Raw genomic sequence first — 17,526 nt, 5'->3', positions numbered from 1 at the left:
CAGATCCTACTCCGGCGGACCATCAGGAGGAAGGTGCCCGGCTGCGCGCTGCGTGGACGGCATCGTCGAAATAGGCGACCTTGCGGGCATAGCAGGCCCGGACCGGCAGCAGATCGGTGACGCCTTCGCGGACACAGGCCTGCACGATTGCGCAGGCAATCCGGTCGACCCGGGCGTCGCCGGTCGAGACGTCGGTGTGGCACCATGTGAGCAACCGGCCCTCATTGGCGAAATGCAGCTTGGCGCGGCGCAGGCGCCGACCGATCACGACGATATCATCCTCGCTGGCGGGCAATGCATCGCGGGCCGCCGTCAGGGGTGATGCCAGCATATCCTCGGTGATCGTCAGGGAGACGTTCAGCGGCTCTAAGAAAACTCGGGGCGGGATCGCTGTCGGTGCAGGCTCGGCGTTGGCCAGCAAGGGAGGTGTAACGCGTGAACGGGACGCGGCCATGTTCGGGAGCGGGCACGCACCCACCCGCCGGGCGGCCAACCGCCAGTTGAATCGCCGCAGCCCGAGCCCCTCGGACGGAATACCGATCGATCGAGACGGCGGCGGCATGTCATCGGTCTGATCGAATTCGACGGCGACCTGATCCTCCCCGACGGTCGCGATCATCCGCTGGCTGCGATGATAGGTCCTGGCCGGTAAGACACCTGCGAACAGGATCGAGCAGTTCTGATGGCCGACCACGCGATTGCCGCGAATCCGGAACCCCATCTGCCCGCATATCGTGCCGCCGGTCGCGGTCGTCTGAACGGCCGGCATCGCGCCGAGCAACCGGCGCAGGATGCTCACCTGGGAACCGGTGGGCAGGCATGCTCTCCAGTTCGAGGCCGGCATGTTGGAAAGCCCGGCCGACTGCGTGATCCCGGTCGAGCGATCGAATTCCCATTCGCCGCCTTCGAGGATGATGCGCTTGCCGTTGACGACGATCTCGGGATCGGCGGGCGGTGGTGGCGCGGCGGCACTCGCCGCCCAGAGCGGGGCGGCGATCAACGCGATGCACGGGGCGATTTTCCATCGCATCGGCTTCTCTCCCGCGACCAGTCTGCCGGATCGGAGGCGGAATGTCCCGCGCGATCCGTGGGAAGAGAGCGGTCGGACGCACTATCGCCACCGTTTTGGACGGAAGCGGCCGGCCGCCTCACGGGCGGCCGGAAACCCCGGCAGCCGTCTGCGCGACCGGCTTCATCGTGCCGTCCGCATTGTAGAACAGACGCTCCACGCGCACCGCGCGGCGATAGCTGCCGCCCTTCTTGTCGCCGATCGTCAGCGTGCCATCGTGATAGAAGAAATAGTCCTTCCCCTTGAACGCAATGATCGCGGGGTGGATCGTGCCGCTATTCTCGGCCGGGCCGGTCAGTTCGCCGCGATAGGTCCACGGGCCGGTGACGGCGGGCGCGGTGGCGTAGGAGATCGTCTCGGGCTCCTTCGGCCCCCGCTCGCGCGAGGCATAGGTGACGTAATAGGTCTTGCCGTGTTTGTGCAGCCACGGGCCTTCCTCATAGCGCGTGAGCTTCACCTCCTCGATCGGGCCGTCCAACTCGATCATGTTGGGCTTCAGCTTCGCCCGGAAGCAATTGCCGTTGCCCCACATCAGCCACGGCGTGCCATCATCGTCGATCAGCACGGTGGGATCGATGTCGCTCCAGCCATGCTGGCCCTGCGGCGTCATCGCATTGGTGATCAGCACCGATCCGCGCGCATCCACGAACGGACCGGTGGGCTTGTCCGACACGGCCACGCCGATCGCCATCGATCCGGTCGCGGCCTCCTTGGCATTGGCATAGAAATAGAATTTGCCGCCCTTCTCCACGACCTGCGAGGCATAGGCATCGCCCTTCGACCAGGCGAAATCGGTCGGCCGCAGGATCGTGCCGTGCGGCGTCCAGTGCTTCATGTCCTTGGACGAATAGAGCAGCCAGTCCGGCATGCGGTAGCGTTCGTCGTCCGACACGTCGTGGCCGACATAGAGATAGACGGTGTCGCCCACCACGAGCGCCGCCGGATCGGCGGTGAACTGGTCGCGGAGGATGGGGTTCGATCCGGGTGCGGCGGGTTGCGCCTGTGCCGCCATGCCGGAAGCCAGCGCGAGCATCCCGCCCAAAACCAAGCGCTTCATCACCCTCTCCCTCATCCTATTTGTAGGAGTAATGGAGCGATGTGTTGCAGGTCAAGCCGACGCACATTTTCCTACAGAGGGCCGGCTGGGCATTCGCTCTCTCACAAAACCGTTCGTGCTGAGCCTGTCGAAGCATCGTCCTTTTCTATCTCTCACAGCGGAGGAAGAAGAACGGCACCCTTCGACTGCCTGCCAAGGCAGGCGCTCAGGACAGGCTTCGACAGGCTCAGTGCGAACGGGGGGAGAGAGCCAAGTCCCTAATCCCCCAGCGCCAGCGCCAGCGCGCGCTCCGCCTGGGCGCGGATCGCGTAATAGCCGGCGCGGGTGAGGTGGACGCCGTCGGTGGTGAGATCGAAGCGGATGCCGCCGATGCCGTCCCCCAGGGACGCCGCATAATCGACATGGATCGGGCCATCCTCGCCGCCGCACAGCCGCGCCACGCCCTCGCGCAGCATCGGGGCCAGGCCCGGCCGATTGAACAGGGGCACGGCGTTGCGGCCGATCGGCGGCGGCGCGGCGAGGATCACGGCGATGCCCGCCGCCCGCGCACGCGCCGCCATCTCCGCGATGTTGGCGATGGTCTTGGTGGCATCGGGGCCGGGATCGCCGTGCCACAGGTCGTTCGTGCCCGCCATGATGTGGACGACGCGCGGGCCGACCGCGAGCACCTCCGCATCGAAACGGGCGAGCATCCCGGCGCTGGTATCGCCGCCGAGGCCGGCATTGCGACGCTTCTTGCCGCGGAAGAAGCCGGGATCATGCTCCAGCCATTGCCGGGTGATGGAATCCCCGAGGAAGATCGCGATCGGGCGGCGCCTCTTGCCGCCCGCGCGATGCGCCATCCACATCGCCTGGACGCGCGCGCGCCCCGCCTTCCGCAACGCCGTCTGGATGATCGCCGCCAAGCCCGTCCCCCGCTCCCTGCCAAACCTGCAATCTAGCCGGGGAGCATGACAGCTAGAAGCGTTTCCGTGCCGTGAGCCCCCAGGTGCGCGGATCGCCGAGGAACGCGCCGAACAGCTGGCTGGAGGTGGTGCCGAACGCCGTCACCGCCGCCGCCGTGCCGGGCATGCCGCCCGATCCGCCGCCCTGCAGCGGTTCGCTGAACGCCACCTGCGTATAGGTGACGTTGAACACATTCTGTGCCCACAGTTCGAGACTCCAGCCCGAGGCCGTGCTGACACCCACCCGCGCATCGACGAGGCCGAAGCCCTTCTGCGCCTTTTCGGTCAGCAGATCGGAGCCGGTGTTGATCTTGCTCTGATAGCGCGTGCCGACATAGGCCAGCGCGCGCAGCCCTTCGCGGATTGCGGGCGTCCAGCGCACCGATCCGGTCGCGGTGTAGGCCGGCGCGTTGGAGAGGCGCGCGCCCGGCAGCAGGAACAGCACCGGCGGTAGCGAATTGTCGCCGGTCAGCGCATCGGGCGACCCGACGATATCCTTCGCATAGCGCGTGTCGGCATAAGTGAAGCCGCCGGTCAGCACCCAGTCGGCGGCCGGGCGCAGCGTGGCGTCCAGTTCGACACCCTTGGAGATCACGCCCGCCTTCGTGTCCGAGCAGGCCGAATTGCCGGCGATATTGTCGGAATCGCGATTGCCCAGCGACGTGCTGCACCCCTGCACGTTCGAGACGACGAAGTTCGTGCCGGTATAGCTGTTGAGCTGGAAATTGCGGAACGCCTGCCGGAACAGCGCCACATCCAGATCGAACAGGCGCCGGTGCAGCTTGGCGCCCAGCTCCCACGCCTCCACCGTCTCCGGCGCGAAGGCGAGGCTGGAGGCGGGAAGCTGCTGGAGGCGGCCGGTGTTGAACAGGCCGCCGCGATCGAGATTGAAGCCGCCCGCCTTGTAGCCGCGCGACCAGCTCGCATAGACGTTCGCACCGCGCGCGATCCGGTAATCGAGCGCGGCTGTGCCCGACCAGCGATGCTCGGTGCGGCGCTGATCGATCGCGCCATTCACGCTGTTGATGTTGCAGGGATAGCCCGCGAGCGGCGCCAGCACCGAATTGGCGAGCGCGGTGGCGCTGGCCGTGCCCAACGCGCGCAGCCGGGCGATAGTGTCGAGATAGATGCCGCAGCTGCTGGTGGAGGCGAGGTTCGCGTCCAGCGTCTTGCGGTCGCGCGTGTAGCGCGCGCCCAAGGTCAGCGAGAGGCGATCGGTGACGTGGACGATGTCGTGCGTGAACAGCGCCTGGTTGCTGTCATGCTGGCGGAAGCGATCGAGTTCGCCGGTGCCAGCGATCGGCACATTCTGCACGGCCGCCGCCAGCGCCGCGCCACCATAATTTTGCGCGAAGCCCTTGAGGTTCGCGAAGCCATAGGTGGGGAACGCCGCGAAGGCGCCGCCCAGCGCGCCGATCCGGGCCGAAGCGAAGCGATCATAGTCCGCGCCGTAAGCCATATTGTCTTGCAGCGTCAGGCGCTCCTCGCCCCAATAGCCGCCGACCAGCCAGTCGAGCTTGCCGCCGAACGCCTCGCCCCGCGCGCGCAGTTCCTGGCTGAAATTGCGGAAGCGGATGAAGCCGCTGCCGTCGCTCGGCCGGCGGATCAGATCGAGGCTGGAGAAATCGGCATCCTGTCCCTTGATGAACTTGTTGGAGCGCCAGGCCGTGATGCTGTCGATCGTGATGCCACCCAGCGTCTTGGTCATGTTCAGCGCGACGCCGCCGTCGGTCACGTCCTGTCGAAAGCTCTGGCCGGGCGAGAGCGCCACCTTGCGCACGCCGGGATCGTCCAGCACCTGCCCGCCCGGCATCGCCCGGATCAGCGCCGCGATCGAGGACGGCGCGGTGACGAGGCTGCCGCCGCCCGCGCCGGGCGTGCTGCTGCGCAGATCGCGCACGACGCTGTAGCCGCCCGCGCAACATTCCTCGTCGCGCTTCGCATAATCGACGGTCAGCGTCGCGGCGAAGCTCGCATCCGGCTCCCACTTCAGCTTGCCGCGCACCAGCCCGCGATCGCGCCCGTTGAGATGTCGGCCCGAGACGACGTCCTGAAAGAAACCCTGCCGCTTGATATAGACGCCGTCGATCCGGCCGGAGAGGGTTTCGGTGAGCGGCCCGGTGATGCCCGCGCCCAGACGCCAGTAATCGTAATTGCCGACGCTCGCCTCGGCATAGCCGCCCAGCGTGCGCGAGGGCTGCGCGGTGACGACGTTGATGAGGCCGGCCGAGGCGTTGCGGCCGAAGAGCGTACCCTGCGGCCCGCGCAGCACGTCGACCCGCTCCAGCGGGCCCAGTTCGGTGAGAGCCGTCGCGGCGCGGGCGCGGTAGACGCCGTCCACGAACGTCGCGACCGAGCTTTCCAGCCCGGCATTGTCGCCCACCGTGCCGATGCCGCGGATGCGCGCGCCGCCCCCGCCCGCCTCGTTCGACGAGGAGGAGACGAGCAAGGAGGGCGCGAGCACGTTCAGCGTGCGGAGATCGACCACCGCGCCGTCGCGCAGCGCCTCGCGACCGATCGAGGTGATCGCGACGGGCACGTCGCCGGCGGGCGTCGGGCGCTGCGTGGCGGTGACGAGGATCTCCGGTTCGGCGGCCGCTGGCGCAGCCTCGACGGCGCCGGAGGCACTGGCCGCCAGCAGAGCGATCGCAAACATCCATCCTCCCCTCAAACCGGAGCGGCGCCCCTAAGCAGGTCCCGGCGCCAAGGCGAGTGCAATGTTGCGAATGTGCGAACGCGAATTTGCGGATTTAGGGAGGGCTAAGCGCGCCTCCCCTTCTTTCCTCTTCATCATGCTGAACCCGTTTCAGCATCCATGACCGATCCTGTGCGCCCGGTGCGACGGTCGGGTCATGGACCCTGAAACGAGTTCAGGATGACGGTTCCAGGAGGGGAGGAGGCGCCCCAGACATCAATCGAAGCAGCAGCCCGAAATGCGCGCCCTTCAGCACCTCAGCGCCGAAAATCCGCTCGCCCAGCACAGCGGAGCCTCTTCGTCACCCCATCGCTCATTCCGCCGCCTCCGCCAGCCTCGCCACCCCTGCGGCCTCGGCGATGAGGCTGTAGCTACGCTTGCGCAGGGCATGATCGAACACGTCGGAGACGATGATCAGTTCGTCCGCCTTCGTCTCCGCGACGAGCGCGGCGATGCCCTTGGCCACCGTCTCCGGCCCGCCGACGATCGATCGGGCGAGGAAGCCGTGCGCCTGCGCCTTCTCCTGCGGCGTCCAGTAGCTGTCGATATCGTCGATCGGCGGCAGGCTGAGCCCGCGCGCGCCCCTGAACAGGTTGGCGATCGCCATCTGCTGCGTGGTCGCCAGGAAGCGCGCTTCCTCGTCGCTGGGCGCGGCGACGATGTTCACGCCCACCGTCGCATAGGGCCGGGCGAGTTGCGCCGAAGGCTGGAAACGGTCGCGATAGATTTGGAGCGCGGGCAGCAGGGACTGCGGCGCGAAATGCGAGGCGAAGCCGTAAGGCAGCCCCAGATGCGCGGCGAGCTGCGCGCCGAACAGGCTGGAGCCGAGGATCCAGAGCGGCACGTTGGAATCCGTGCCCGGCACCGCCTGCACGCGCTGCCCCGGCTGGAGCGGCCCCAGCAATTGCTGCAATTCCTGCACGTCCTGAGGGAAATGCTCGGACGCGGACGGATCGCGGCGCAACGCGCGCAGCGTGATCTGGTCGGTGCCCGGCGCACGGCCGAGGCCCAGATCGATCCGGCCCGGAAACAGAGCCTCCAGCGTGCCGAACTGCTCGGCGATCACCACCGGCGAATGATTGGGCAGCATCACCCCGCCCGCGCCGACGCGGATCGTCTTCGATCCGGCCGCGACATGCGCGATCGCGATCGATGTCGCTGCGGAAGCGATGCCGGGCATGTTATGATGCTCCGCCATCCAGAATCGTGTGTAGCCCAGTGTTTCGGCATGCGCGGCGAGATCGCGCGCGTCATCCAGCGCGGTGCGCGCACTGCCGCCTTCGCGAATGCGGACGAGATCGAGGATCGAGATTGCAACCATGGGGCCTCCTGCGCGTCGCACATGGGTAGCCCGATCGGGGATTGAAAGATACCTTTCGGTACATAAATGCCGGTCGAGCTGTTTCCGCCGCGAGCCATAAGAGTGGGCCGGCGCCTTCCGATCATCCGAATCCCCTCCCCGTTTTCCCTCCAAGGAGCATTTCATGGCATCCAAATTGTTCGCGCCGTACGCCGTCGGCGGGCTGGACCTGGCCAATCGCATCGTGATCGCGCCCATGTGCCAATATTCGGCCGAGGATGGCGCGATGACCGACTGGCACGCGCAGCATCTCGGCCAGCTCGCCCAATCCGGGGCGGGCCTGCTGACGATCGAGGCGACCGCCGTGGTGCCCGAGGGCCGCATCACCTATGCCGATGTCGGCCTGTATGACGATCGCACCGAGGCGGCGATGGGCACGGTGATCCAGGGCATCCGCCGCTGGTCCGACATGCCGATCGCGATCCAGCTGGCGCATGCTGGCCGCAAGGCCTCAACCGATCTGCCCTGGCTGGGCGGCGCGCAGATCGCGCCCGACGCCGAACATGGCTGGCAGGTCGTCTCCGCCTCCCCCGCGCCCTTCACCGAGGGCACCGCGCCGTCGATGGCGCTGGACCGGGCCGGGATGGGCCGCGTGCGTGATGCGTTCGTCGAGGCTGCGCGCCGCGCGGACCGGCTGGGCATCGACATGATCCAGCTGCACGGTGCGCACGGCTATCTGATCCACCAGTTCCTCTCGCCGCTCTCCAACACGCGCACCGACGAATATGGCGGCAGCCTGGAGAACCGGATGCGCTTCCCGCTCGAAATCTTCGATGCGGTGCGCGCCGCCTTCCCGGCGGACAAGCCCGTCACCGTCCGCGTCTCGGGCACCGACTGGGTCGAGGGCGGCTGGGATGTCGCGCAGACGATCGCCTTCGCCAAGGAACTGGAAGCGCGCGGCTGCGCGGGCATCCATGTCTCCTCGGGCGGTCTCGATGCACGCCAGCAGATCCCGGTCGGCCCCGGCTATCAGGTGCCGCTGGGCCGCGCGGTGAAGGACGCCGTGACGATGCCCGTCACCACTGTGGGGCTGATCACCGATTTCGATCACGCCGAGGCGATCGTGGCGACGGGCGATGCGGACTTCGTCGCGCTGGCCCGCACGATCCTCTACGATCCGCGCTGGCCGTGGCATGCGGCGGCGCATCTGCGCGCACAGGTGAAGGCGGCGCCGCAATATCTGCGCTGCCAGCCGAGCCGTTATCGCGATCTTTTCACTACCGGGCGGTAGAAAAATCGCCGGCAGCTGGTTATAAAGGGGTCGCGCCTTCCCCGGGCGCGACTTCACATCCCAAACTCAGGGACATTCCATGACCAGCCAAGCCAAAGCTTTCGCGGCCCAGTCCGCCACGACCCCGCTTGCGCCCTTCACGTTCGAGCGGCGTGATCCGCTCCCCACCGACGTCGCGATCGACATCGCCTATTGCGGCGTCTGCCATTCCGATCTCCACACCGCGCGCAGCGAGTGGGACGGCACGATCTTCCCCTGCGTGCCCGGCCATGAAATCGTCGGCCACGTCACCGCCGTCGGCAGCGACGTCACCAAATTCGCGGTCGGCGACATCGTCGGCGTCGGCTGCATGGTCGGCAGCTGCGGCACCTGCCCCTCGTGCAGCGATGGCGAGGAGCAATATTGCACCGGCACCGGCATGGTCGGCACCTATAACGGTCCCGACGCGCATCTCGGCGGCCACACGTTCGGCGGTTATTCGGACAAGATCGTCGTCGATCAGGATTTCGTCCTGAAGGTCGCGCACGCCGAAGCGGATCTGGCGGCGGTCGCGCCCCTGCTTTGCGCGGGCATCACCACCTATTCGCCGCTCAAGCATTGGGGCGCGGGCCCCGGCAAGAAGGTGGGCGTGGTAGGCCTCGGCGGCCTCGGCCACATGGGCGTGAAGATCGCGGCCGCGATGGGCGCGCATGTCGTCGCCTTCACCACCTCGGCCTCCAAGATCGAGGACGCAAAGAAGCTCGGCGCGCACGAAGTGGTCGTGTCGAAGAACGAGGACGAGATGGCGGCGCATGCCGGCAGCTTCGACATGATCCTCAACACGGTGGCCGCCTCGCACAATCTGGACGCCTTCACGGCGCTGCTGAAGCGCGACGGCACCTTGGTGCTGGTGGGCGTGCCCGAGCATGCGCATCCCTCGCCCAACGTCGGCACGCTCATCTTCGGGCGCAAGGCGATTGCGGGCTCGCTGATCGGCGGCATCGCCGAGACGCAGGAGATGCTCGATTTCTGCGCCAAGCACGGCCTGACCGCCGATATCGAGATGATCCCGGCGCAGGGCATCAACGACGCCTATGAGCGGATGCTGAAGAGCGACGTGAAGTATCGCTTCGTCATCGACATGGCGACGCTCGCGGCCTGAGGCTTTGGACCTGACCCAAGCCTAAACCAACCCATCGTCATTCCCGCGCAAGCGGGAACCCAGCCTTTCTTCAGCCGAAGAACTGGGTCCCCGCTTTCGCGGGGATGACGGTGATGGGTTTCACGCCTTCCGCGCGTAGACCAGCCGCCATTTCTTGTGGAAACGCACCGCGCCCACCTGCGCGTAATCGCGCATCAGCCCGGCCCGCACGATCTCCCACGTCACGGGATTGCGATCGGCGCCCGGTCGGTCCGTCACCACCACCACGCTCGGCCGCGCGGCCATCACGCGCCGCACCTCCGCCACCGGATCCACGCCGATCGCGGGCGCTTCCTTCATCTGGTTCAGATGATTGGGGAACGCATAAGGCGAGACGAGCTTCGCGCCGGTCAGCAGATACAGGATCGGCTCCCCGTCGAACACGAACAGATCGTCCTTCAGGTGCGGACGGATCGCGGCGACCAGTTCGTCCATATGGCGTTCGCCGCCACGGGTGCTGCCGCGATGGAGGCTCATCCCCGCCGCCAGCACCAGCCCGATCGCCAGCACCGCCACCGCGCGCCAGCGATCGCGCCGCCCGACATCGAAGGCGGGCGCGGTGAAGACGGCCAGCGGCGTCACCACCGGCAGGAAATAATGTTTGAAGAGGCTGCCGATCGCGAAGAAGCCGATCACGGCCCCAGCCAGCCAGACGATCAGGAACGCCCGCGCACGCTTCGCCTCTTCCCCATGCTGGCGCACGCGCACGCCCGCAATCGCGGCGAGGATCAGCGGCAGGCCCATGCCCGCCGCCACGATCGTGCGCTTGGCGAGTTGCAGCGCCGCCGTGCCCGGCCGATCCCCGATCGAGACGAAATTGGCGTAGAAGAAGGCCTCGCCATGCCCCGCCGCCGCATAGGCCGCGAAGGCGGCGGCGGTCGGCAGGATCGCGAGCAGGATCCACAGCAACGCCACGCCGGGCAGCGCCGCGTCGATCCCCCGCCGCCGCGCCGCCCACAGCAGAACGAAGCCCATCGTCACGCCCTCGAACAGGGCCGTATATTTGATCTGCATGGCGAGGCCGATCAGCGCCATCGCGCCCGCGCCCCACGCCACGAAGCGGCGCTCCCCGGCCGGCGGCACGTCCAGCGCCTGCAGCACCATCCACGCGGCACCCGCCACGAACGGATTGTAGAAGACCGGCGATTGCCCGCCCGCGCCATCGAACACGACCGTGAAGATCAGGCTCGCCGCGCCTGCCAGCCGCGCCGCCGTGGGGCTCGCGATACGTGCCGCGATCCGCACGACAAGGAAGGCCGTCGCCGCCGCGAACACGGTCGCGACCACCTGATACTGGACGATCCCGGCCCCGCCGAGCAGGCGCACGCCGGCGTAGAGCAGGAACAGGCCGATCGGCTTGCGATCCCAGATATCGACATAGGGCAACGCGCCGTGGAGCATCCGATCGCCCACCAGCAGATAGAATTGCTCGTCCACCTGGATCGCCGGATTGCCGAACCACCAGCAGCGCAGTGCGAAGGCGACCACCAGCATCGCCAGCGCATCCCGCCAGCCCCGCCCCGCAAGGGACAGGCGCCCGGTCAGGCCTGGGGAATAAGGAAGGGCGCGGCTCGCCATGATCGATCCTGTGGCAGTCGGATTACGGGAGATGGTGCTGGCCTCGCTACGTTGCACACGGATTGCACGACGTTGCCGCCGCCCTTTGCCCTTGAAACCGCTCTGGGTGGCGCGGAATGCGGCGCCTATATGTGCCTGATGACCAAGGCAAAACCGTTCATCTGATCCCGTGACCGGCACGACCTCCCTCATCGTCCCGCTCGATGCCGAAGACGATTTCGACGGCTGGCGCGATGCCGCGCGCGCACTGGTGCGCGCCGATGTGTCGCCCGATCGGGTGATCTGGCAGGTGGGCGAGGGCGTGACCGATCTGTTCGGCGGCGCGGCCGGGCCGCTTCCCGCCGCCACGGCGCCCGCTTTCTCCGTGCCGCGCGCCTTCCTCGATCTCGCCCGCAGCGTGATCGGCCATCGCGATCCGGAGCGCTTCGCCCTGCTTCACACCGCGCTCGCCCGGCTACGCGAGGCGCCGGGCCTGATGCAGGACCAGGCCGATCCACTGATCCGGCGGCTGGAGCAGCTGGCCAAGGAGGTGCGCCGCGACATCCACAAGATGCGCGCCTTCCTGCGCTTCCGTGAGGTGGCGGACGGGGGTGGCGCGCGCTTCGTCGCCTGGTTCGAACCCGATCATCATATCGTCCGCGCCAATGCGGATTTCTTCCTCAACCGCTTCGCCGCGATGCGCTGGACGATCCTGACGCCCGAACTCTCGCTCGACTGGGACGGGGAAACGCTGCGCGAGGGCCCCGGCGCCGCCCGCGCCGATGCGCCCGACGGCGATCCGCTCGAGGAGACGTGGAAGACCTATTATGCCTCCATCTTCAATCCGGCGCGCGTGAAGGTCGGCGCGATGCTGAAGGAGATGCCGCGCAAATATTGGAAAAACATGCCTGAAACCGCGTTGGTGCCGGCATTGATCGCGGGCGCGCAGGCGCGGGAGGCGGGCATGGTGGCGGCCAGTCATACGGCGATGACCAAGGGCGAAGCGGGTACACGCCGTGGCGCAAGCCGGGAAACATCGTGGGAGGCTTTGCGCGAAGAAGCCGCCGGCTGCACGCGCTGCCCGCTGTTCAAACCCGCGACCCAGACCGTGTTCGGTGAAGGCCGGATCGACGCCCCCCTGATGTTCGTGGGCGAGCAGCCGGGCGATCAGGAGGATCTGGCCGGACGCCCCTTCGTCGGCCCGGCCGGGCAGATGTTCGACAAGGCGCTGGCCGAGGCCGGGCTGGATCGCGCCGCCGCCTACGTCACCAACGCGGTCAAGCATTTCAAATATGAGCAGCGCGGCAAGCGCCGCATCCACGCCAAGCCCAACGGCCCGGAGATCGACGCCTGCCGCTGGTGGATCGATCAGGAACGCACGCTGATCCAGCCCAGGCTGATCGTGGCGCTGGGCGCCACCGCCGCGCGATCCGTGCTGGGCAAGGCCGTGACGATCGCCGCCACGCGCGGCACGCCACATCCTCTGGCGGACGGAAGCGAGGCGTGGGTCACCGTCCACCCCTCCTATCTGCTGCGCCTGCCCGACGCGCAGGCGGCCGAGGCCGAATATGCCCGCTTCGTGGAGGATCTGGCACGAATGAAGGCGCGGCTGGGGGAACTGGCTGGCTAGGAGAGGTGTATCTCCCCTCCCGCCTGCGGGAGGGGCCGGGGGTGGGCGCGAGCACAGCGAGCCTTGCCTTCCCCCTCCTGCCCCCCCCGCCTGCGGGAGGGGCTTACACCCTCACTCCACCCCCATCGCCATCGTCGCGGGGTCGGAGCCGATGCGGCCGTCGGAGCGGTCCAGCGCCTCGATCGTGCGCATGTCCTCGTGATCCAGCTGGAAATCGAACACGTCGATATTCTCGGGCAGGCGGCCGACGCTCGCCGTCTTGGGGATCACGTTGAAGCCGCTGTCGATATGCCAGCGGATGATCGTCTGCGCCGGCGTCTTGCCATGCTTCTCCGCGATCCGGCCGATCACGGGATCGCGCAAGGCCTCGCCCTGCCCCAGCGGCGCCCAGCAGGTGGTGACGATGCCGTGGCGCTCGTGGAAGGCGCGCAGCTCGCGCTGCTGGAAACCGGGATGCAGCACGATCTGGTTGGTGGCGGGGGTGACGCCGGTTTCGTCGATGATGCGCTGGAGATCCTCGACCCGGAAATTGGAGACGCCGATCGATCGCACGCGCCCCTCCTCGCGCAGCCGGATCATCGCCTTCCAGCTCTCCACGAAGCGATCGATCTTCGGCACCGGCCAGTGGATCAGGAAGAGATCGAGTTCGTCGAGTCCGAGGCGCTGCATGCTCTCGTCGAAGGCGGCGAGCGTGCGATCATAGCCCTGATCGGCATTCCAGAGCTTGGTGGTGACGAACACCCAATCCGGGCAATCGCGCACAGCGGCGCCCACGCCCTCCTCGTTGCGATAGAACATGGCGGTATCGACATAGCGATAGCCCGCATCCAGCGCGGCGCGCACGATCGTCTCGGTCTCGGCGGGCGGGGTCTGATAGACGCCGAGGCCCAGCTGGGGGATCGTCCGGCCGTCATTGAGCAACTGCTGGGGCACTTGGGTCATATTCGCTCCTGTTGCATCCTTCCCTTGCAGGGGAGGATGACGGTTCGGCTATCGCATCAACTTCTTCGCCAGCATCGCGATCCCGCCGATTGCGCCGACGCCGAGCAAAGCCAGCAGCACGAAGCCCCCGCCCGTCCACAGCACGGCGGAGATCAGCAACATCATGAAGTCGCCGATCGCGAGCGTGAGGCCGACCATCTCAATCCGGCCGTTCGAATTCCGACACCACACGATGCCCGCCGCGCAGCAGGGTGCCACCGGCATGATCGCGGCAGGCGGCCTCCGCCTCCTCGGTCGACAGGCAGGTCGCGATCGTGCGCCAGCCGAACCAATAACCCGCCTGCGCGAGATACCAGTCGCGGCTGCCGCGCCCGGAAACGAGCGCCTCCCAGATGCTTTTCCGCTGGTGCACGACCCTGTAACGCTTGGCCACGGCGTTCTACTCCGCCGCCAGCAGAGATTCCGCCCCGCCGAGATCGACCGAGACGAGCCGCGAGACGCCGCGCTCGATCATCGTCACCCCGAACAGACGGTGCATCCGGCTCATCGTCACGGCATTGTGCGTGACGACCAGATAGCGTGTGTCGGTTTCCTTCGTCATCACCACCAAGAGATCGCAGAAGCGCTCGATATTGGCATCGTCGAGCGGCGCGTCCACCTCGTCCAGCACGCAGATCGGCGCGGGATTGGTGAGGAAGAGCGCGAAGATCAAAGCGACGGCGGTGAGCGCCTGTTCCCCGCCGGAGAGCAACGTGAGCGAACCGAGGCGCTTGCCGGGCGGTTGCGCCATGATCTCCAGCCCCGCCTCCAGCGGATCGTCGCTGTCGATCAGCGCGAGATGCGCCTCGCCGCCACCGAAGAGCGTGGCGAACAGGCGACGGAAATGGCCGTCCACCGCCTCGAACGCCGCCAGCAGGCGCTGGCGCCCCTCGCGATTGAGGCTGCCGATCGATCCGCGCAGGCGATGCACGGCCTGCCCCAGTTCCTCGCGTTCGGCGGCGTTGGTGGTGCGCGTGGCGTCCAGTTCGGCCAGTTCGGTGTCGGCGACGAGATTGACGGGGCCGAGCCGCTCGCGATCCGCCACCAGCCGATCGTGGCGCGCACCCTCTTCCTCCGCCGGCAGCAGCGCGCCGGAATCGAAGCCGATCTTTTCGGGCAAAGTGGCGGCCGGGCACTGGAAGCGGTCGCCCGCCGCGCGGCTGAGTTCGCCGCGCCGGCTTTCCTGATGCTCGGCATGCGCGGTGAGCGTGGCGCGGGCCTCGCGGGCGTTGGCGAGCGCCTCTCCCGCCTGCGCGGCGGCGGCCTCGATCCGGCGCAGCTCGGTTTCGCGCATGGCCTCGGTTTCGCGGGCGGCTTTGGCGGCGGCCTCCGCTTCGGTCGCCCTCCCCTCGGCCTGTTCGATGTCGCGCGCCAGCGCTTCGGGCTTGGCGGCCAGGCTCGCATGTTCGGCCTCGGCGGCGGCGAGGCGCTTGGCCATCTCGTCGATCCGCTTGGCGGCATCGCCCGCGCGGCTGCGCCAGCCCTTGGCCTCGCCTCGCGCCGCATCGCGCCGCCGCTGATCGCGCGCGATCGTCTCGCCCAGCGCCGCTGCCCGCCCCCGCGCGGTGGCGAGTTCGGAGCGGACCAGATCGGCGGCGGTGTTCAACTGGTCGAGCGCGGCGCGCGATGTCGCCCGATCCGGCAACGCCTGCACGGCGGCTTCGGCTGTCCCCACCGCCGCCTGCGCCTCGGCCAGTTCCGAGTCCGCGCGGGCCCGTCGATCGGCCAGCGCCGTGAGCGAGGCAGCGTGACGCTCGGCGGCCGCCTGCGCCTGATCCTCGCGCCGGCGGCTGGCGCGCACCTGCTCTTCGGCTGTCGCCAGCGCGCGGCGGGCCGCCTCCGCCTGCTCGCGCGCGGCGCGCTGCATCGTGGTGGCGCCGTCCAGCGCGGCGCGGGCGGCACCGGCCTCCTCGCGCAAGCCCGGCAATCCCGCCTCGATCTCGCGCAGGCGATTGGCGCGCACCAGCCGCTCGGCCGCCGCCGCGCCGACATCGCGCGCGACATAGCCGTCCCAGCGCCGCAGCCTGCCCGCGAAGGTCACGATCCGCTGGCCGACCGCGAGCGGCCAGCCTTCATCACTCTCCACCACGCCGATCTGCGCCAGCCTGCGCGCCAGCGCCTCGCCGCCGCCGACATGCTCCGCCAGCGAGACGACACCCGCAGGCAAAGCCGGATCGCCCGCCTGTGGATCGGCGCCAGTCCATGCCCGCGCGCCCTCGCCCCCGATCGGCGCATCCAGATCGTCGCCCAGCGCCGCCGCCAGTGCGCGCTCATAGCCCGCCGCCACGGTGAGCTTGGTCAGCGCCCGATCGCCCGCATCGCGCGCGAGGCCCGCCGTCAGCGCCTTGGCCTCGCTTTCCGCGCGGGCCAGCGCGGCGGTGGCAAGGCCCGAGCGCGTTTCCGCCTCCTCGCGCGCGAGCGCCGCCCGATCACGCGCGGCCTCCGCTTCGCCGATCGCGGCCGATGCCGTGGCGACCGCCGCCTCGGCAGCCGCGACTTGCGTCTTCGCATCCTCGACCGCAGCGAGCAAAGGCGCGGCCTCGCCCAAAGCCGCCACGTCGCGCGCCACGCGCTGCGCTTCGGCATCGGCCCGCGCGAAACGCTGGCGGGCGGCGACCAGAGCCGCCTCCGCCACGCGCGCCTCGGCCTCCTCGGCCGCGGCCGCCGCCAGCGCCTGCGCCACCGCCACCTCGGCATCGCGCACCTTGCGCTCGGCCTCAGCCTGCGCCTGATCGCTGCCCGCGCGCTCGGCCGTGGCCTGCGTGATCGCCACGCCGAGCGCCTTGTCCTCTTCCTCCAGCGCCTTGAGCGCGGCAGCGGCGTCGATCGCCAGCGCATCCTCGCGCTCGCGATCCGCCTTCAGCATCGCCACCTGCCGCGCCAGTTCCTCGATCCGGCGGCCGACACGGCCCGCTTCGGCACGCACCTCGTCCAGACGATGCCGCGTCGTGCTGGCCGCCTCGCGCGCCGCATCCGCCGCCGCGCGCGCCTCCGCCAAAGCGGTCGTTGCCCCGCCCACATATGCGGCGGCGGCACGCTGCGCCTCGGCCGCCTGCGCCACCGCCTGTTCGGACAAAGCCGCCTTGCTGCGCGCCTGTTCGGCCGCCGCCGCCGCCTCGCGCCAGCGCGCGAACAGGGCCCGCGCCTCGGCCAGACCGATCTCGGTGGACAAGGTGCGATAGCGCTCCGCCGCGCGCGCCTGACGGCGCAGCGCGTTCGCACGCACCTCCATCTCGCCCAGCATCTCGTCGAGCTTTTCGAGATTGGCCTCCGTCGCGCGCAGCCGGATCTCGGCCTCGCGGCGGCGCACGTGGAGCCCGGCGATGCCCGCCGCTTCCTCCAGCATCTCGCGGCGTTGCTGGGGCTTGGCCGCGATCACCGCCGCGATCCGCCCCTGGCTGACCAAAGCGGGCGAATGCGCGCCGGTCGCGGCATCGGCGAACAGCAACGCCACGTCGCGCTGGCGCACGTCGCGCCCGTTCAGACGATAGGCGGAGCCGGCGCCGCGCTCGATCCGGCGCACCACCTCCTGCTCGGCCCAATTGGCATCGTCGCCGCGCAGCTCGACCAGCAGGCTCACCTCGGCGAAATCGCGCGAGGGGCGGCTGGCCGTGCCGGCGAAGATCACATCCTCCATGCCGCCGCCGCGCAGCGACTTGGGGCTGCCCTCGCCCATCACCCAGCGAATGGCCTCCAGCAGATTGGATTTGCCGCAGCCATTGGGCCCGACGATGCCGGTCAGGCCCGGCTCGATCAGCAATTCGGCCGGCTCGACGAAGCTCTTGAAGCCCGCGAGCCGGAGCTTCCTGATCCTCATGCTGC

13 protein-coding genes are annotated in these 17,526 nt (G+C 68.7%); 3 read left to right on the top strand and 10 right to left on the bottom strand.

Features of this window, described 5'->3' with window-relative positions; genetic code table 11:
- Positions 1-22 precede the first annotated feature (22 nt).
- The 5 genes from HL653_RS08790 to HL653_RS08770 form a co-directional block, all read right to left on the bottom strand.
- Positions 23-1,030, bottom strand: coding sequence for a hypothetical protein (locus HL653_RS08790; RefSeq protein WP_171744192.1), 1,008 nt, complete (start codon positions 1,028-1,030; stop codon positions 23-25).
- A 118-nt stretch (positions 1,031-1,148) separates the two neighbouring features.
- Complete coding sequence (locus HL653_RS08785; protein ID WP_171744191.1) at positions 1,149-2,126, bottom strand: glycoside hydrolase family 43 protein; 978 nt, start codon at positions 2,124-2,126, stop codon at positions 1,149-1,151.
- Positions 2,127-2,383: 257 nt separating this feature from the next.
- A complete protein-coding gene (locus HL653_RS08780) occupies positions 2,384-3,031 on the bottom strand; it encodes a GDSL-type esterase/lipase family protein (RefSeq protein ID WP_171744190.1) in 648 nt (215 codons plus the stop codon).
- 52 nt (positions 3,032-3,083) lie between these two features.
- Positions 3,084-5,726: a TonB-dependent receptor gene (locus HL653_RS08775; protein WP_171744189.1), complete on the bottom strand. Its 2,643-nt coding sequence runs from the start codon at positions 5,724-5,726 to the stop codon at positions 3,084-3,086.
- Between the two features lie 352 nt (positions 5,727-6,078).
- Positions 6,079-7,086, bottom strand: coding sequence for an LLM class flavin-dependent oxidoreductase (locus HL653_RS08770; RefSeq protein WP_171744188.1), 1,008 nt, complete (start codon positions 7,084-7,086; stop codon positions 6,079-6,081).
- A gap of 163 nt (positions 7,087-7,249) precedes the next feature.
- Between HL653_RS08770 and HL653_RS08765 the strand changes: the two genes are divergently transcribed.
- Both HL653_RS08765 and HL653_RS08760 read left to right on the top strand, forming a co-directional pair.
- Positions 7,250-8,356, top strand: a complete 1,107-nt coding sequence (locus HL653_RS08765; protein ID WP_171744187.1) for an NADH:flavin oxidoreductase/NADH oxidase — start codon at positions 7,250-7,252, stop codon at positions 8,354-8,356.
- A gap of 79 nt (positions 8,357-8,435) precedes the next feature.
- Positions 8,436-9,497 (top strand): NAD(P)-dependent alcohol dehydrogenase, encoded by a 1,062-nt coding sequence (locus HL653_RS08760; protein WP_171744186.1) that lies wholly within the window; start codon positions 8,436-8,438, stop codon positions 9,495-9,497.
- 120 nt (positions 9,498-9,617) lie between these two features.
- Here HL653_RS08760 and HL653_RS08755 read toward each other — a convergent pair whose 3' ends face one another.
- A complete protein-coding gene (locus HL653_RS08755; protein ID WP_171744185.1) occupies positions 9,618-11,114 on the bottom strand; it encodes a glycosyltransferase family 39 protein in 1,497 nt (498 codons plus the stop codon).
- A 169-nt stretch (positions 11,115-11,283) separates the two neighbouring features.
- On the opposite strand from HL653_RS08755, the gene HL653_RS08750 reads away from it, so the two are divergent.
- Positions 11,284-12,723 carry a UdgX family uracil-DNA binding protein gene (locus HL653_RS08750; RefSeq protein WP_253717764.1) on the top strand — a complete coding sequence of 480 codons (1,440 nt, stop codon included), beginning with the start codon at positions 11,284-11,286 and terminating at the stop codon, positions 12,721-12,723.
- Positions 12,724-12,834: 111 nt separating this feature from the next.
- On the opposite strand, the gene HL653_RS08745 is transcribed toward HL653_RS08750, so the two are convergent.
- The 4 genes from HL653_RS08745 to HL653_RS08730 are packed head-to-tail and all read right to left on the bottom strand — an operon-like array spanning position 12,835 to position 17,521.
- Complete coding sequence (locus tag HL653_RS08745) at positions 12,835-13,665, bottom strand: aldo/keto reductase (RefSeq protein ID WP_171744184.1); 831 nt, start codon at positions 13,663-13,665, stop codon at positions 12,835-12,837.
- 48 nt (positions 13,666-13,713) lie between these two features.
- Complete coding sequence (locus HL653_RS08740) at positions 13,714-13,863, bottom strand: hypothetical protein (RefSeq protein WP_171744183.1); 150 nt, start codon at positions 13,861-13,863, stop codon at positions 13,714-13,716.
- A gap of 1 nt (position 13,864) precedes the next feature.
- Positions 13,865-14,098: a hypothetical protein gene (locus HL653_RS08735; protein WP_171744182.1), complete on the bottom strand. Its 234-nt coding sequence runs from the start codon at positions 14,096-14,098 to the stop codon at positions 13,865-13,867.
- A 6-nt stretch (positions 14,099-14,104) separates the two neighbouring features.
- Entirely contained in the window at positions 14,105-17,521 is a 3,417-nt protein-coding gene (locus HL653_RS08730; RefSeq protein WP_171744181.1) for a chromosome segregation SMC family protein, read from the bottom strand.
- Positions 17,522-17,526 lie beyond the last annotated feature (5 nt).

This window comes from Sphingomonas sp. AP4-R1, from assembly GCF_013113735.1.
Lineage (GTDB): Bacteria > Pseudomonadota > Alphaproteobacteria > Sphingomonadales > Sphingomonadaceae > Sphingomonas_I.
Note: the sequence above shows the minus strand (reverse complement) of the source record. Positions and strands in the feature narration are given on the sequence as shown.

Excerpts from the sequence above, each read along its gene's own strand:
- HL653_RS08745 (WP_171744184.1), bottom strand. The coding sequence starts at position 13,665 with ATGACCCAAGTGCCCCAGCAGTTGCTCAATGACGGCCGGACGATCCCC.
- HL653_RS08760 (WP_171744186.1), top strand. The coding sequence starts at position 8,436 with ATGACCAGCCAAGCCAAAGCTTTCGCGGCCCAGTCCGCCACGACCCCG.
- HL653_RS08765 (WP_171744187.1), top strand. The coding sequence starts at position 7,250 with ATGGCATCCAAATTGTTCGCGCCGTACGCCGTCGGCGGGCTGGACCTG.
- HL653_RS08790 (WP_171744192.1), bottom strand. The coding sequence starts at position 1,030 with ATGCGATGGAAAATCGCCCCGTGCATCGCGTTGATCGCCGCCCCGCTC.
- HL653_RS08755 (WP_171744185.1), bottom strand. The coding sequence starts at position 11,114 with ATGGCGAGCCGCGCCCTTCCTTATTCCCCAGGCCTGACCGGGCGCCTG.
- HL653_RS08770 (WP_171744188.1), bottom strand. The coding sequence starts at position 7,086 with ATGGTTGCAATCTCGATCCTCGATCTCGTCCGCATTCGCGAAGGCGGC.
- HL653_RS08730 (WP_171744181.1), bottom strand. The coding sequence starts at position 17,521 with ATGAGGATCAGGAAGCTCCGGCTCGCGGGCTTCAAGAGCTTCGTCGAG.
- HL653_RS08740 (WP_171744183.1), bottom strand. The coding sequence starts at position 13,863 with ATGGTCGGCCTCACGCTCGCGATCGGCGACTTCATGATGTTGCTGATC.
- HL653_RS08785 (WP_171744191.1), bottom strand. The coding sequence starts at position 2,126 with ATGAAGCGCTTGGTTTTGGGCGGGATGCTCGCGCTGGCTTCCGGCATG.
- HL653_RS08775 (WP_171744189.1), bottom strand. The coding sequence starts at position 5,726 with ATGTTTGCGATCGCTCTGCTGGCGGCCAGTGCCTCCGGCGCCGTCGAG.